Genomic DNA, 13,370 nt, shown 5'->3' with positions numbered 1-13,370 from the left:
GGCTCGACATGTGCGCGGGGCCGGGCGGGCCGAGCTGCTGGACGCCAGGGAGTTCCTCCCGGAGGTTCCCGGCCTCGGCGACGGCCCGTACGCCCAGTTCTGGCCGCATCGCCACGGCACCGACGCGATGTTCCTCGCGCTGCTCCGCCGCCGATGACGCGCGCCGCTCCGCCGCCGGTGCGGTGAGCCGCGCGGGCGGCTGAGGCGGGTGCCGTCGCGGGGGTTTCCGCGACGGCACCAGGGGCGGGACCAGGGGCGGTCCCGGCTAAACTCGGGCATCATGGCCGTACAGATCTCGCCCAGCATCCTGTCCGCAGACTTCTCCAGGCTCGCCGACGAGGCGACGCGGGTGGAGGGCATCGCCGACTGGTTGCACGTGGATGTCATGGACAACCACTTCGTGCCCAACCTCACCCTCGGCCTGCCCATCGTCGAGTCGTTGCTCAAGGCGACGTCGCTCCCGATCGACTGCCACCTCATGATCGAGAGCCCGGACCGGTGGGCGCCGTCGTACGCGGAGGCGGGTGCGGGCAGCGTGACCATCCACGCCGAGGCGGCCAAGGCGCCCGTGCGTACGCTGCGCGCCATCCGGTCGGCGGGGGCGCGCTCGGGGTTCGCGCTGAACCCGGCGACGCCGATCGACTACTACGAGGATCTGCTGCCCGAGATCGACATGCTGCTCGTGATGACGGTCGAGCCGGGCTTCGGCGGCCAGAAGTTCCTCGACGTGGTGCTGCCCAAGCTGGCCCGCGCCCGTGCGTTGATCGAGAAGCACGGCGGCGAGGTGTGGCTCCAGGTGGACGGCGGCGTCTCGGCGGAGACGATCGAGCGCTGCGCCGAGGCCGGGGCCGACGTGTTCGTGGCCGGGAGCGCGGTCTACGGGGCGCACGACGCCGCCCAGGCCGTACGCGACCTGCGGGCCCTCGCCGCCGGCGCCCAGCAGTCGTAGCCCCGGTCGGCCCGGGCGAGGGCGGGTCGGTCAGGCGAGGGCGGGGTCGAGCACCACGTCCTCGCCGTGCGTCGTGGGCGCCTCGGGGAAGTGGCACGCGGTGAGGTGGCCCTCGCGGTTGCCCGCGACCTGGATCAGCGGCGGCACCTCCTCGGCACACCGGTCCTGGGCCTTCCAGCAGCGGGTGCGGAACCGGCAGCCGGTGGGCGGGTTGATCGGGGAGGGCACGTCGCCGGCGAGCCGGATCCGCTGGCGCGGCTCGTCGTCCACCGTGGCCTCGGGGACGGCGGACAGCAGCGCGTGCGTGTACGGGTGCCGGGGCCGCTCGTAGATCGACTCGCGGTCGCCGACCTCCACGACCTTGCCGAGGTACATCACCGCGACGCGCTGGGAGAAGTGCCGGACCACGGCGAGGTCGTGCGCGATGAACAGGAACGCGATGCCGAGGTCGCGCTGGAGCTCCTGGAGCAGGTTGACGACCTGGGCCTGGATGGACACGTCGAGCGCGGAGACCGGCTCGTCCGCGATGATCAGCTTGGGGTTCAGCGCGAGAGCCCTGGCGATGCCGATGCGCTGCCGCTGGCCGCCCGAGAACTCGTGCGGGAACCGGTTGTAGTGCTCGGGGTTGAGTCCGACGGTCTCCAGCAGCTCCCTGACCCGCTTCTCGTGGCCGCCGGGCGGGTTGATGCCGTTGATCTCCATGGGGCTGCGGATGATCGTGCCCACGGTCTGGCGGGGGTTCAGCGAGCTGTACGGGTCCTGGAAGATCATCTGGATCTCGGGCCGGATCGGCTTCAGCGCGCGGCGGGAGGCGTGGCTGATGTCCTGGCCCCGGTAGAGCACCTTGCCGAAGGTCGGCTCGTACAGGCGGGCGGCCAGCCGGCCGAGCGTCGACTTGCCGCAGCCGGACTCGCCGACCAGGCCGACCGTCTCGCCCTCGCCCACCTTGATGTCGACGCCGTCCACGGCGTGCACGTTGCCGACCTGGCGCTTGATGACGAAGCCGCCGGTCACGGGGAAGTACTTGGTGAGCCCCTTGAGCTCCAGCAGCGGTTCCATCAGCGGCCTTCCATGAGCTCGGTGTAGATCTCCTGCTTCTGCTTCAGCGTGAGGTAGCACGCGTCGGCGTGTCCGGTCTCCGGCGACAGCTCCGGCTGCTCCGTGGAGCACAGGTCGGGGCCGACCTGCTTCAGGTAGTCGCATCGCGGGTGGAACCGGCAGCCCGGGGGAGGGTTGAGCAGGCTCGGGGGCGTTCCCCGCACCGGCTTGAGCGGCACGTCGACCGACGAGCCGAGCCGCGGCGCCGAGGAGAGCAGCCCCCAGGTGTACGGGTGCCGGGGCACGCCGAGCACCTCGCGGACGGTGCCCCGCTCCACGGCCCGGCCGGCGTACATCACCAGCACGTTGTGGGCCGCCTGGGCCACCACGCCGAGGTCGTGCGTGATCAGGATGATGGAGGTGCCCATCTGGTCCTGGAGGTCCTTGAGCAGGTCGAGGATCTGGGCCTGCACCGTCACGTCGAGCGCGGTGGTCGGCTCGTCGGCGATGACCAGGGAGGGGTCGCAGACCAGCGCCATCGCGATCATCACGCGCTGCCGCATGCCGCCGGAGAAGTGGTGCGGGTAGTCGTCCACCCGGACCCTGGCGTTGGGGATGCCGACCCGGTCGAGCATCTCGATCGCCCGGTCGCGTGCCTCGCGCTTGCTCGCGCCCTTGTGCTTGCGGTAGACCTCGCCGATCTGGCGGCCCACGGTGTGGAACGGCGACAGCGCGGTCAGCGGGTCCTGGAAGATCATGGCGATCTGGTTGCCGCGCAACCGCTCCAGGGTCGTACGGCTCGCGCCGACCAGCTCCTGGTCCTCGAACCAGATCTCGCCGCCGATCTCGGCGTGCTCGGTGTTGTGCAGTCCGAGGATCGCGAGGTTCGTCACGGACTTGCCGGAGCCGGACTCGCCGACGATGCCGAGCGTCGTGCCCTTCTCGACCTCGAAGGAGAGCCCGTCGACCGCCTTGACGGTCCCGTCCTCGGTCGAGAAGGAGACGCGCAGGTCCTGGACGGACAGGAAGGAGTCGCCCCGGCGGCCCGGGCCTGTCTCGGTGAGCGTGACGGCGGTCAAGCTGTTGCTCCTAGCTGAGGCGGACGCGCGGGTCGATGACGGCGTAGAGCGCGTCCACGATGACGTTGAGTACGACGATCGCGGCGGCGGCGAGCAGGACGGTGGCCATCAGCATGGGCAGGTCGCTGTTGTTGACCGACTGGATCGACAGGCGGCCGATGCCCTGCAGGCTGAACGTCGTCTCGGTGATGATCGCGCCGCCGATGAGGCCGGCGAGGTCGATGCCGAAGATCGTCGCGATGGGGGTGAGCGTGCCGCGCAGCGCGAACCGCATCACCACCGTGCGCGCGGACATGCCCTTCGCCCGTGCCGTACGGACATAGTCCTCGCCGAGCTGCTCGACCATGGTCGAGCGCGTCATACGGGTGTAGTTGGCGGTGAAGATGATCGCCAGGACGACCCACGGCAGCATCAGGCCGTACGCCCAGCCGATGGGGTCCTCGGTGATCGGCACGTAGCGCGGCCGTTCGATGACCTGCCACTGGAAGACGAGGAAGTACATGGCGAGGGTGCCGATGAAGTAGATCTGCACCGAGGCGCCGATCAGCGACGAGACGCTGGCGATCTTGTCGAGGGGCTTGCCCTGCTTCAGCGCGGCGATGATGCCGGTGCCGATGCCGAAGATCAGGAAGACGATCGCCGAGCCGACGGTCAGCGAGAGCGTCACGGGCAACCGGTCGACGATCGTGTTGAAGACCGGCTCCTTGTTCACGAACGAATAGCCCAGGCAGGGCGCCGGGCAGTGCCCCAGCCCTTCGTACTCGCGGCCGGCGAAGATCCCGAAGAACCACTCGACGAACTGGACGAAGATCGGCTGGTCCAGGCCGAGGTTGTGCCTGGCCTGGGCGAGCGTCTCCGGCGGGCAGACCTTGCCGCAGGCCAGCCGGGCCGGGTCGCCGGGCACGGCGAAGAAGAGGAAGAACGTCACGGCGGCGACGATCAGCAGGATGAACGCCGCGCCGAGACTTCTACGAGTCAGGAAACGAAGCACTGGAGCTCCTGTGCGGTGCTCCGGGGCGCCCCATGAGGGGCGCCCCGGAGGCGTGGGTTACTGCTTCACGAAGATGGTGTTCGGGGAGACGACCCAGCTGATCGGGTCGATCTCGGCACCGCCGATCAGCGAGCCGTGCAGGGAGTTGGCGATGTCGTTCAGGTCGGGGACCGCCGGCGTCACGGTCTCCATGATGGTCTTGTCCAGCGCGCCCCAGGCCTTGTTGGCCTCGTTGGCGTCGCTCAGGCCCTGGATGCGCTTGATCTCCGTCGTGATGGCCGGGTCCTTCAGGTGGGAGATGTTCTGCCCGCCCTCGACGACCGGGCCGAAGATCACCGGGAAGACCGTGGCGGCGGTGGGCCAGTCGGCGCCCCAGCCACCCCAGTACATGTCGAACTCGTTCTTCACCGTGGTGACCGAGTCGTACCAGGTCTTGGTGTTGAGCGGCTTGGCGACGACCTTGATGCCGGCCTTCTCGAGGGCGGTCTTGATCGCGACGGTCACGCGCTCCTGCGTGGGCGTCTGGTTGTAGGCGTAGACGATGGTCGGCGTCGGGTTGCTCGACTGGGCGAGCAGTTCCTTGGCCTTCTCGATGTCACCCTCCGGCTTGGCCTTCTTGTCGAAGAGGTCGTAGTCCTCGAAGCCGGACACGGTCGGGTTGAGGATCGTGGTGGCGATCACCGAGGCGGCCGGGCCACCCGTGATCTGCTGGATCTGCTTGGTCGGCCACGCGTAGTTGATCGCCTGGCGGATCTTGATGTCCGTCACGCGGTCGAGGTTGAAGTAGTAGTAGTTCGCGTACGGCGACGACTGGCTCATCAGGCGCGGCTTGAAGTTGGGGTCGGACAGCACCTGCTGGAGCCGCTCCGGCGCGACCTGGGTGTAGAAGCTGAACGTCTTCTTGTCGTCACCCGCGTCGGCGATGAACCGGTCGGTGACCTGGAGGGACTGGAAGCCGAACTCCAGATGCCACTTGTCCGGGTAGGCGCCGCGGATCGGGTCGGTGGCCGGGTCCCAGTGCGGGTTACGCTCCAGCTCCATCGACTTGTCCGTGACGTGGCCGGCGATGATGTAGGGACCGCTGGAGAAGGGCTCCTTGTCGTACTTCTCCTTGGTGTCCTTCGCCTTGGGCACGATGCCGTACGTCGTCATCGCCAGCGCGTAGTTGGCGTCGGCGTGCGGCTCCTTGAACTTGAAGACGATGGTCTTGTCGTCGGGAGTCTCGAGGCCGTCGAGGTCCTTGCCGTCGTAGGGGCCCTTGTAGGCCTTCTTGTAGTCCTCCTCCGTCAGCCACTGCTGGACGTAGGGGGCGCCCTCGGTGCTGTAAGCAGCGAAGAGGCGCTCGACGGACCACTTCACGTCGGCGGAGGTGATCGGGCTGCCGTCCTGCCACTTCACGCCGTCCTTGAGCGTGAACGTCCAGGTCTTGCCGCCGTCGGACACCGTGCCGGTGTCGGTGGCGAGGTCGCCGACCAGCTTGAAGTCGTTCTTGCCGACCCGCTTGTAGCCGGTGAGCTGGCGGACGTACAGCTGGGCGAAGGTGGCCTCGACGTTGGTGTAGATGCGGCCCGGGTCAAGGTGGGCGTAGTCGTCGCGGTCGATCATGTTGATCGTGCCGCCCTTGACGACGCCCTCCGGCGCGATCGCGGGACCCTTGGAGTCGTCGGCCGTGCCGATGGCGACCTTCGGCGCCGACTCGGCGGACGGCCCGTTGGTCGCAGCGGCGCTGGGCGCGGCGTTGTTGGCGGGCGCCCCGCCGCCTCCGCCCTTGGCGCAGGCACCGGTGAGGGCCAGAACGCCTACGGCGAGAACGGCCACTGTCGACCGCTTTCGGATGGACATATCGCTCCTAATCTGGGGGATCTGCGGCGGAGATGGTCAGCGTCTGATCTTGGGATCGAAGGCGTCGCGTACGGAGTCACCGAGCAGGTTGAAGGCGACCACGAAGATCAGCAGGGCGATGCCGGGGAACATCAGGTAGGTGATGTCGTCGGTGTAGACCTCGGTTCCGCGAAGGAACATGCGCCCCCAGTCGGGGGTCGGCTCGATCATGCCGACGCCCAGGAAGGACAGCGCGGCCTCGGAGGTGACGAGGGCGGGCAGCAGCAGCGTCGACTGGATCAGGATCGGGGTCCACAGGTTGGGCAGCAGTTCCTTGAAGACGATCCGCGCGGGGGAGGCGCCGGTGACCCTGGCCGCCTCGACGAACTCGCGCTCGCGCAGGGACAGGACGTTGCCGCGCAGCAGGCGTGCCAGTCCGGCCCAGCCGAAGATCGTGAGGAAGATGATCAGGGCCGCCGCTCGCAGCCAGACCGGCGTCTCCTCCTCCGGCTTGACCATCAGGTTCTCCAGCACCGGCATGAACGCGATGATGAAGAGGGTCGAGGGGAACGACAGCAGGACGTCGATCACGCGGCCGATGAAGTAGTCGGTCCTGCCGCCCACGTAACCGGCGACGATGCCGATCACGATGCCGATCACCGTCGTGGCGATGGTGGCCGCCAGCGCGATCAGCAACGACGTGCGGATGCCGTACACGAGTTGCATGAAGACGTCGCGGCCGAGGCCGGGCTCGATGCCGAACCAGAACTCCGAGCTGATGCCGCCGTTGGGCAGGACGGGGAAGCCGAAATCGTTCAGCAGGCCCGGCTGGTCCTGGCCGTACGTCGTGTAGGGGTCCTTGCCGTAAAGCATGGAGATCAGCGGGGCGCCGACGGCGACCAGGATGAAGAACAGGACGATGACCGCCGAGATCATGCCCGTGGGATCCCGGCGGAAGCGCCGCCACATCAGCTGACCGGGGGACCGTCCGACCGGGGCTCCGCCGGATGCGACGGGTGCGATCGCCGCGGCCGGCTCCGAGGTGGTCTCTGAAGGGATCGTCATCGCGCAGGTGCTCCCGGGAGGGACATTAAAGATCGGAAGAAAGCCCGACTTGAGGGAACTTTGGCAAGTTATTTTCCGTAGGTCAATCTGAAGACCGCTGCCATCTATTTTTTGCCTACTTTGTGCCCCAAAGTAAATCAGCTTGTGTCCGAGGGAATGCTTGACCTGGGCAGACGTGGTACCCGATCATGTCTGTTACGTAAATGCATTTGTGTCACAGATTCGTGACACAACTCCAACATCACCGAGACATGCGGAAATAGCGGCGCGCAGTCCGAGATATCCGGATTTCACGGGTGTCGTGATCGCCCTGTTGGGGTACCTACCGGAGGCCGATCGCGGGGCCGGTGGCCGTACGGGGCCCGGCGGCTTCGTTCTCGGCGCGTGGTGGGAGGCCGGCATGCGCGGCACAGGCGGTACGGGCGGCCCGGACCACGGGCTCGGCGACGGGCTCGACAACGGGCTCTTCGGGCCGGAGTCGGTGACCTGGCGGGTGATGGGCGAGCCGATCCTTCTGATCGGCGGGTTCCGGGCGCTGCTGCTCCAGGGACTGCATCCGCGCGCGATGCGCGGCGTCACGCAGAACTCCGCGCTCCTCGATCCGGCCGAGGCGTGGGCGCGGTTCCAGCGGACCACCGACTTCGTCCGTGTGCGGACGTTCGGTACCACCGCCGAGGTGGCCAAGGCAGGGGCCAGGGTCAGGCGGATTCACGCCACCCTGACCGCGTTCGATCCGGACCGGGGCGAGCGGTTCCGCCTCGACGACCCCGACGCCCTCCGCTGGGTCCACGTGGGCGAGGTCGACTCCTACCTCTCGGTGGCCCGCCGGGCGGGCGTCCCCCTGAGCGACGCCGACGCCGACCGGTTCGTGGCCGAGTGGCGGCGCGCGGCCGAGGTCGTCGGGCTGCGCGGCGACGACGTCCCCGGATCCGTCGCCGAACTGCGCGACTACATGGAGGCGCAGCGGCCGGGTCTCTACTTCGTGCCCGAGGCGTCGCATCCACTGCTGCTGTCGCTCAACGCGCCGTTGCCGCTCCGCCTGGCCGCGCTCAAGCCCGCGTTCCCCGTGATCATGATGCTCGCCTTCGCCTCGCTGCCCCGCTGGGCCCGCCGCCTGTACGGCCTGCCCGCCACGCCGCTCGGCGACCTGTGGGCGAGCGCCACACTGAAGACACTGCACCGGGGTCTCGGCCTGGTGCCCGCCCAGATGCGTTACTCGCCGTCCGCGCGGCGGGCCAGGGAGGTCATGGCCGCGTACGGCGGCGTCCGCACCTGATCGGGAAACCTTTGGGGGGTGGGTTGGGACCGGTTTGCCCGGCCATGGCACACTGATAAGCGGTAGCGAACCCATACGAGGGTCCGCGACCATCGAAGACAGAGAGCAAGCGTGCTCCGGGGTCGGTGAAATTCCGAACCGGCGGTGACATCCGTTCCTCACGGGAACGCGGTGAAGTCCGCGACCCGGCCGAAGCCATCGGCCGGTGGACCTGGTGCGATTCCAGGACCGACGGTCATAGTCCGGATGGGAGGAAGCGCGCGAACGGGTGGGGCCGATTCACGGCCGTCCGGCGATGCCGGGCAGGTTGTGAGGGCGTCATCCGTTGATGTGGCCATACGCGTGGCCGCGTCAATCCACCCCGGGGCCCGCCTGGCGACACAGGCGAGGAGGAATGACCGGGGTGAGCGAGCAGATCCCCGCGCGTGCCGATGAGGCGTTTCCCACGGATCCCACGGATCCCACGGATTCCGCGGACCCCCGAGACGTCCCGCACATGCGGCGCGCCATCGCGCTCGCGGCCCGCGGCCTCGGCACGACCAGCCCCAACCCCGTGGTCGGGTGCGTCGTCCTCGACGCAGCCGCCTCGGTCGTGGGCGAGGGGTTCCACGCGTACGCCGGAGGGCCGCACGCCGAGGTCGTCGCGCTGCGCGAGGCGGGCGAGCGGGCCAGGGGCGGCACGGCGTACGTGACGCTGGAACCCTGCAACCACACCGGCAGGACCGGGCCGTGCGCGGAGGCGCTCCTCGCCGCGGGCGTCGCCCGGGTCGTGGTCGCCGTCACCGATCCCAACCCCGTGGCCGCCGGAGGCGTGACCCGGCTCAGGGAACGCGGCGTCCGGGTCGACACCGGCGTGCTGACCGAGGAGGCCGAGCGGGGCAACGCGGCCTGGCTCACCTCCGTCCGGGCCCGCCGGCCGTACGTGACCTGGAAGTTCGCGGCCACCCTGGACGGCAGGTCCGCCGCGGAGGACGGCACCAGCAAGTGGATCACCTCGCCCGAGGCCCGCTCCGACGTACACCGCCTGCGGGCGGAGTGCGACGCGGTCGTCGCGGGGATCGGCACGGTCCTCGCCGACGACCCGCTGCTCACCGCCAGACCGTCCGGGGAGGCGGAGCCGCCGGAGCGCCTCCCGCTGCGCGTCGTCGTCGACTCGGACGGGCGGATCCCGGCGGGGGCCCGGGTCCTCTCCGGTCCCGCGCCCACCCTGGTCGCCGTGGCGAGCGACGCCGACGTGCCGCCGCATCTCCAAGACGCCGGCGTGCCGCCGCACCTCCGGGACGTCGTACGGCTGCCGCGCACGCCGTACGGGCTGGACCTCCGCGCGCTCCTGGCCGAGCTGCACCGCAGGCAGGTCGTGAGTGTGCTGCTCGAAGGCGGGCCGAGGCTCGCCGGGTCCTTCGTCAGGGAGGGCCTGGTGGACCGGGTCGTCGGCTACCTCGCCCCGGCGCTGCTCGGGGCGGGGGCGGCGGCGCTCGGCCCGGCCGGGGTCGCCACGATCGGCGAGATCCACCGCCTCGAAATCGAGGATGTCACCCCCATCGGGCCGGACCTGCGGGTCGTGCTCCGCCCGGGAGGCCGTCAGGGCTCCGGGAGCGCCGCCGCGTCCCTCCGGCCGGCACCATCGAAGGAGAACTGAGATGTTCACCGGAATCGTCGAGGAACTGGGCGAGATCGCCGCGGTCGAGCCGCTCGCCGACTCGGCACGCCTGTCGGTGCGCGGCGAGGTCGTCACCTCCGACGCCGTCCATGGCGGGTCGATCGCGGTCAACGGCGTCTGCCTGACCGTCGTCGACGTCGAGGGCGACGTGTTCACCGCCGACGTGATGAAGGAGACGCTGGACCGCTCCTGCCTCGGCGTGCTGGTGCCGGGGTCCCGCGTCAACCTGGAGCGCGCCGTACGCGCCGACCAGCGGCTGGGCGGTCACATCGTGCAGGGGCACGTGGACGGCACCGGCGTGGTGCTCTCCCGCGAGCCCGCCGAGCACTGGGAGATCGTACGGATCTCGCTCCCCGCCGCCCTCGACCGGTACGTGGTCGAGAAGGGCTCGATCGCGGTGGACGGCGTCAGCCTGACCGTGTCCGGGGTGGATTCCGGGGGCTTCGCCGTCAGCCTGATCCCGACCACGCTGGACCTGACCACGCTCGGCCGCAAGCAGCCGGGGGACCCGGTCAACCTGGAGGTCGACGTCATCGCCAAGTACGTCGAGAAGCTCATCGGCGCGCACGGTCCGGGGACCCGGCCGTGAACTGGGCGGAGGCGGGCTTCGGCGTGCTCGGCCAGCACGTCCGCTGGGCCGATCTCGTGGGCAACGTGTGCGCGCTGGCCACGGTCTGGCTCGCGATCAGGAAGACGATCTGGACCTGGCCGGTGCAGCTCGCCGGCGCGGTGCTGCTGTTCGCGGCCTCGATCAGCGCCCACATCACCGGGAACGCGCTGAAGCAGGCGCTGTTCGGCGTGCTCGCCGTCTACGGGTGGATCCGCTGGTCGCGCCGTCTGCGCGACGGCGCCCCCCTGGCCATCCGGTCGGCCACCGCCAGGGAGCGCGTGGCGCTGCTCGCCGTGCTGGCCGCGGGGACGGTCGTGGTCGCCCTGCTCTTCCAGTTCCTCAACGCCCGTGGCCTGGACGTGTCGTGGGCGCCGTGGCCCGACGCGTACATCTTCGTCGGCAGCGCGGTGGCGACCTGGGCGCAGGGCCGGGCGCTGGTCGACTTCTGGCTGCTCTGGGTCGCCGTCGACCTGGTCGGCGTCCCCCTGGCGTTCCGGTCGGGACTCGTCGTCTCCGGCGCGGTCTACGCCGTCTTCTTCGTCATGGTTCTGATCGGGTTCCGCGACTGGCTGCGCCAGTCCCGCACTCTGGAGGCAGTCACCGCATGACCATCCGCCTGGACCCGATCGAGCGGGCCATCGCCGACATCCGCGAGGGCAAGCCGGTCGTCGTCGTCGACAACGAGCACCGCGAGAACGAGGGCGACCTCATCTTCGCCGCGGCCAAGGCCACGCCCGAGCTGGTCGCGTTCGTGATCCGCTACAGCAGCGGCGTGATCTGCGTGGCCATGGAGGGAGGCGAGCTGGATCGGCTCGGCCTGCCCCTGATGGTCCACGAGAACCAGGAACGCCTGCGCACCGCGTACACGATCAGCGTGGACGCCAGGGACGGGGTGACCACCGGGATCTCGGCCGCCGACCGGGCGCGGACGATCCGCACCCTCTGCGACTCGGCCACCGAGCCGTACGAGCTGGTCCGGCCCGGCCACATCTTCCCGCTGCGGTACCGCGAAGGCGGCGTGCTGGTACGCCCCGGCCACACCGAGGCGTCGGTGGACCTGGCCAGGCTGGCGGGGCTGGCCCCGGCGGGCGCCCTGGCCGAGGTCGTCAACGACGACGGCACCATGAAGCGCCTGCCCGCCCTGCGGGAGTTCGCCGACGAGCACGACCTCGCGCTGGTGTCCATCGAGCAGCTCATCGATTACCGCAAGCGCTCCGAGCGCATGGTCGCCAGAGTCGCCGAGACCCGGATCCCCAACCGGTACGGCGTCTGGCGGGCCTACGGCTACTCCAGCGCCCTGGACGGCGGTGAGCACCTCGCCCTCGTCTACGGCGACCTCGACGACGGGGAGAACGTCCTGGTGCGGGCGCATTCGGAGTGCCTCACCGGTGACGTGCTCGGCTCGCTCCGCTGCGACTGCGGCGTACAGCTCGACCACGCCATGGAGGCCATCGCCAAGGACGGCCGAGGCGTCGTGGTCTACCTGCGCGGGCACGAGGGCCGGGGGATCGGCCTGCTCGCCAAGCTCCGCGCGTACGGCCTGCAGGACAACGGCAGCGACACCGTCGACGCCAACGTGGAGCTCGGCCTGCCGGTGGACGCGCGGGAGTTCTCCAACGCGTCCCAGATGCTCGCCGACCTCGGCGTGAAATCCGTGCGGTTGCTGACCAACAACCCCGCGAAGGTGCGCGGCATGGACGGCTACGGCATCAAGGTGATCGGCCGCGAGCCCATGCCCGTGGCGGTCAACCCGTACAACGAGAAGTACCTCACGGCCAAGCGCGACCGCCTCGGCCACGACATCCCCAGGGAGGACTCGGAATGAGCGGTGCTGGACGCCCGAAGGCGGCGCCGGTCGAGGCGGGCGGTCTGACCGTCGGCATCGTCGCGGCCCGCTGGCACGCGGAGATCACCGACCGTCTGGTCGAGCGGGCCGAGCAGGCGGCGCGGGACTGCGGCGCGGAGGTGACCGTCATCCGGGTCGCCGGGTCGCTGGAGATCCCCGTCGTGGCGCAGGCCCTGGCGCGCAGGTGCGACGCGGTCGTGGCGCTGGGGGCGGTGATCCGCGGCGAGACGGCGCACTTCGACTACGTCTGCGACTCGGTCACGGCCGGACTGACCAGGGTGTCGCTGGACGAGTCCACCCCGGTCGGCAACGGGGTGCTCACCTGTGAGACGCTCGGTCAGGCGCTCGACCGCTCCGGCGTGCCGGGCGGCCACGAGGACAAGGGATACGAGGCCACGGTCGCCGCGTTGGAGACCGCGCTCCTCCTGCGCGGCCCCGCGCTCCTGGGCACCTGATCCATGCAGTAGCTTGCATGCGACCCTTCCGACCAACGCAGTTCGGTGATCATGCAGAAGTTCTCAGACGCCCCTCTGACCGGCCACGACGCCCTCGGCGAGTGGGTGGTGAGCCATGACGGCTGACATGACGCCGCCTCCGCTGCCGGTGACCTGGCGCCCCAGGCGGGCCCGCGTCATCGCGTACGGCATGGCCGCGGTGATGGTCGTGGGCGCGCTGATCCTCGCCGTGATCCTGCCCGAGCAGTTCAAGCTGCCCGACCGCATCGGCATGGTCCTCTTCGGCTGCGCGGTGGCGGCCGTGCTGCACCTGCTCGGCCGGCTCCGCGTCGAGGCCGACGAGAGGGGCATCAAGGTCGTCAACGCGCTGCGGACCCACCGTTTCGAGTGGGCCGAGGTGCTCGACGTGAACCTGGCCGAGGGTGATCCCTGGCCCAAGCTCGACCTGGCCGACGGATACAGCGTCGGCGCGATGGGCATCCAGGGAACGGAGAAGGCGCGCTCCCGGAAGGCGGTCTCCGAGCTGCGCGCCCTCATCCGCGCCCGCGGCGAGGCCCCCGACCACGACTGACGCGGAGGC

General features: G+C 69.9%; 13 protein-coding genes, 1 pseudogene and 1 riboswitch. Of the genes and pseudogenes, 9 read left to right on the top strand and 5 right to left on the bottom strand.

From position 1 onward, the window contains the following. Window positions 1–157: pseudogene (locus IMZ11_RS28045) on the top strand (rRNA cytosine-C5-methyltransferase); the annotation flags it as partial. 123 nt (window positions 158–280) lie between these two features. Beyond that, window positions 281–949 carry a ribulose-phosphate 3-epimerase gene (gene rpe, locus IMZ11_RS28040; protein WP_061256706.1) on the top strand — a complete coding sequence of 223 codons (669 nt, stop codon included), beginning with the start codon at window positions 281–283 and terminating at the stop codon, window positions 947–949. Window positions 950–979: 30 nt separating this feature from the next. Here rpe and IMZ11_RS28035 read toward each other — a convergent pair whose 3' ends face one another. The 5 genes from IMZ11_RS28035 to IMZ11_RS28015 are packed head-to-tail and all read right to left on the bottom strand — an operon-like array spanning window position 980 to window position 6,943. Continuing rightward, on the bottom strand, window positions 980–2,008 hold the full coding sequence (locus IMZ11_RS28035) for an ABC transporter ATP-binding protein (protein ID WP_228645397.1): 1,029 nt from the start codon (window positions 2,006–2,008) through the stop codon (window positions 980–982). Further along, a complete protein-coding gene (locus IMZ11_RS28030) occupies window positions 2,008–3,066 on the bottom strand; it encodes an ABC transporter ATP-binding protein (protein WP_305075911.1) in 1,059 nt (352 codons plus the stop codon). Before IMZ11_RS28030 ends, IMZ11_RS28035 begins: the two co-directional genes overlap by 1 nt. Window positions 3,067–3,076: 10 nt before the next feature. Further along, window positions 3,077–4,057 carry an ABC transporter permease gene (locus IMZ11_RS28025; protein WP_228645396.1) on the bottom strand — a complete coding sequence of 327 codons (981 nt, stop codon included), beginning with the start codon at window positions 4,055–4,057 and terminating at the stop codon, window positions 3,077–3,079. 57 nt (window positions 4,058–4,114) lie between these two features. After that, entirely contained in the window at window positions 4,115–5,899 is a 1,785-nt protein-coding gene (locus tag IMZ11_RS28020) for an ABC transporter substrate-binding protein (protein WP_228645395.1), read from the bottom strand. Window positions 5,900–5,935: 36 nt separating this feature from the next. Then, window positions 5,936–6,943 (bottom strand): ABC transporter permease, encoded by a 1,008-nt coding sequence (locus IMZ11_RS28015; protein WP_228645394.1) that lies wholly within the window; start codon window positions 6,941–6,943, stop codon window positions 5,936–5,938. 301 nt (window positions 6,944–7,244) lie between these two features. Between IMZ11_RS28015 and IMZ11_RS28010 the strand changes: the two genes are divergently transcribed. The 7 genes from IMZ11_RS28010 to IMZ11_RS27980 all read left to right on the top strand — a co-directional run bounded on the left by IMZ11_RS28010 (window position 7,245) and on the right by IMZ11_RS27980 (window position 13,361). Next, a complete protein-coding gene (locus IMZ11_RS28010; protein WP_228645393.1) occupies window positions 7,245–8,219 on the top strand; it encodes an oxygenase MpaB family protein in 975 nt (324 codons plus the stop codon). A 107-nt stretch (window positions 8,220–8,326) separates the two neighbouring features. Then, a riboswitch (FMN riboswitch) is annotated at window positions 8,327–8,483 on the top strand. 139 nt (window positions 8,484–8,622) lie between these two features. Beyond that, window positions 8,623–9,858 (top strand): bifunctional diaminohydroxyphosphoribosylaminopyrimidine deaminase/5-amino-6-(5-phosphoribosylamino)uracil reductase RibD, encoded by a 1,236-nt coding sequence (gene ribD / locus IMZ11_RS28005; RefSeq protein ID WP_228645392.1) that lies wholly within the window; start codon window positions 8,623–8,625, stop codon window positions 9,856–9,858. A gap of 1 nt (window position 9,859) precedes the next feature. After that, window positions 9,860–10,468: a riboflavin synthase gene (locus IMZ11_RS28000; protein WP_228645391.1), complete on the top strand. Its 609-nt coding sequence runs from the start codon at window positions 9,860–9,862 to the stop codon at window positions 10,466–10,468. Continuing rightward, entirely contained in the window at window positions 10,465–11,097 is a 633-nt protein-coding gene (gene pnuC / locus IMZ11_RS27995; RefSeq protein WP_061256721.1) for a nicotinamide riboside transporter PnuC, read from the top strand. The genes IMZ11_RS28000 and pnuC overlap by 4 nt, the downstream gene beginning before the upstream one ends. Then, window positions 11,094–12,314: a bifunctional 3,4-dihydroxy-2-butanone-4-phosphate synthase/GTP cyclohydrolase II gene (locus IMZ11_RS27990; RefSeq protein ID WP_228645390.1), complete on the top strand. Its 1,221-nt coding sequence runs from the start codon at window positions 11,094–11,096 to the stop codon at window positions 12,312–12,314. Before pnuC ends, IMZ11_RS27990 begins: the two co-directional genes overlap by 4 nt. Next, window positions 12,311–12,790, top strand: coding sequence for a 6,7-dimethyl-8-ribityllumazine synthase (gene ribH / locus IMZ11_RS27985; RefSeq protein WP_228645389.1), 480 nt, complete (start codon window positions 12,311–12,313; stop codon window positions 12,788–12,790). The genes IMZ11_RS27990 and ribH overlap by 4 nt, the downstream gene beginning before the upstream one ends. Before the next feature lie 115 nt (window positions 12,791–12,905). After that, window positions 12,906–13,361 carry a PH domain-containing protein gene (locus IMZ11_RS27980; protein WP_061256726.1) on the top strand — a complete coding sequence of 152 codons (456 nt, stop codon included), beginning with the start codon at window positions 12,906–12,908 and terminating at the stop codon, window positions 13,359–13,361. Window positions 13,362–13,370 lie beyond the last annotated feature (9 nt).

It is taken from the genome of Microtetraspora sp. AC03309 (assembly GCF_020826795.1).
Classification (GTDB): Bacteria; Actinomycetota; Actinomycetes; order Streptosporangiales; family Streptosporangiaceae; genus Microtetraspora; species Microtetraspora glauca.
This window is presented reverse-complemented; position numbering and strand designations above follow the sequence as displayed.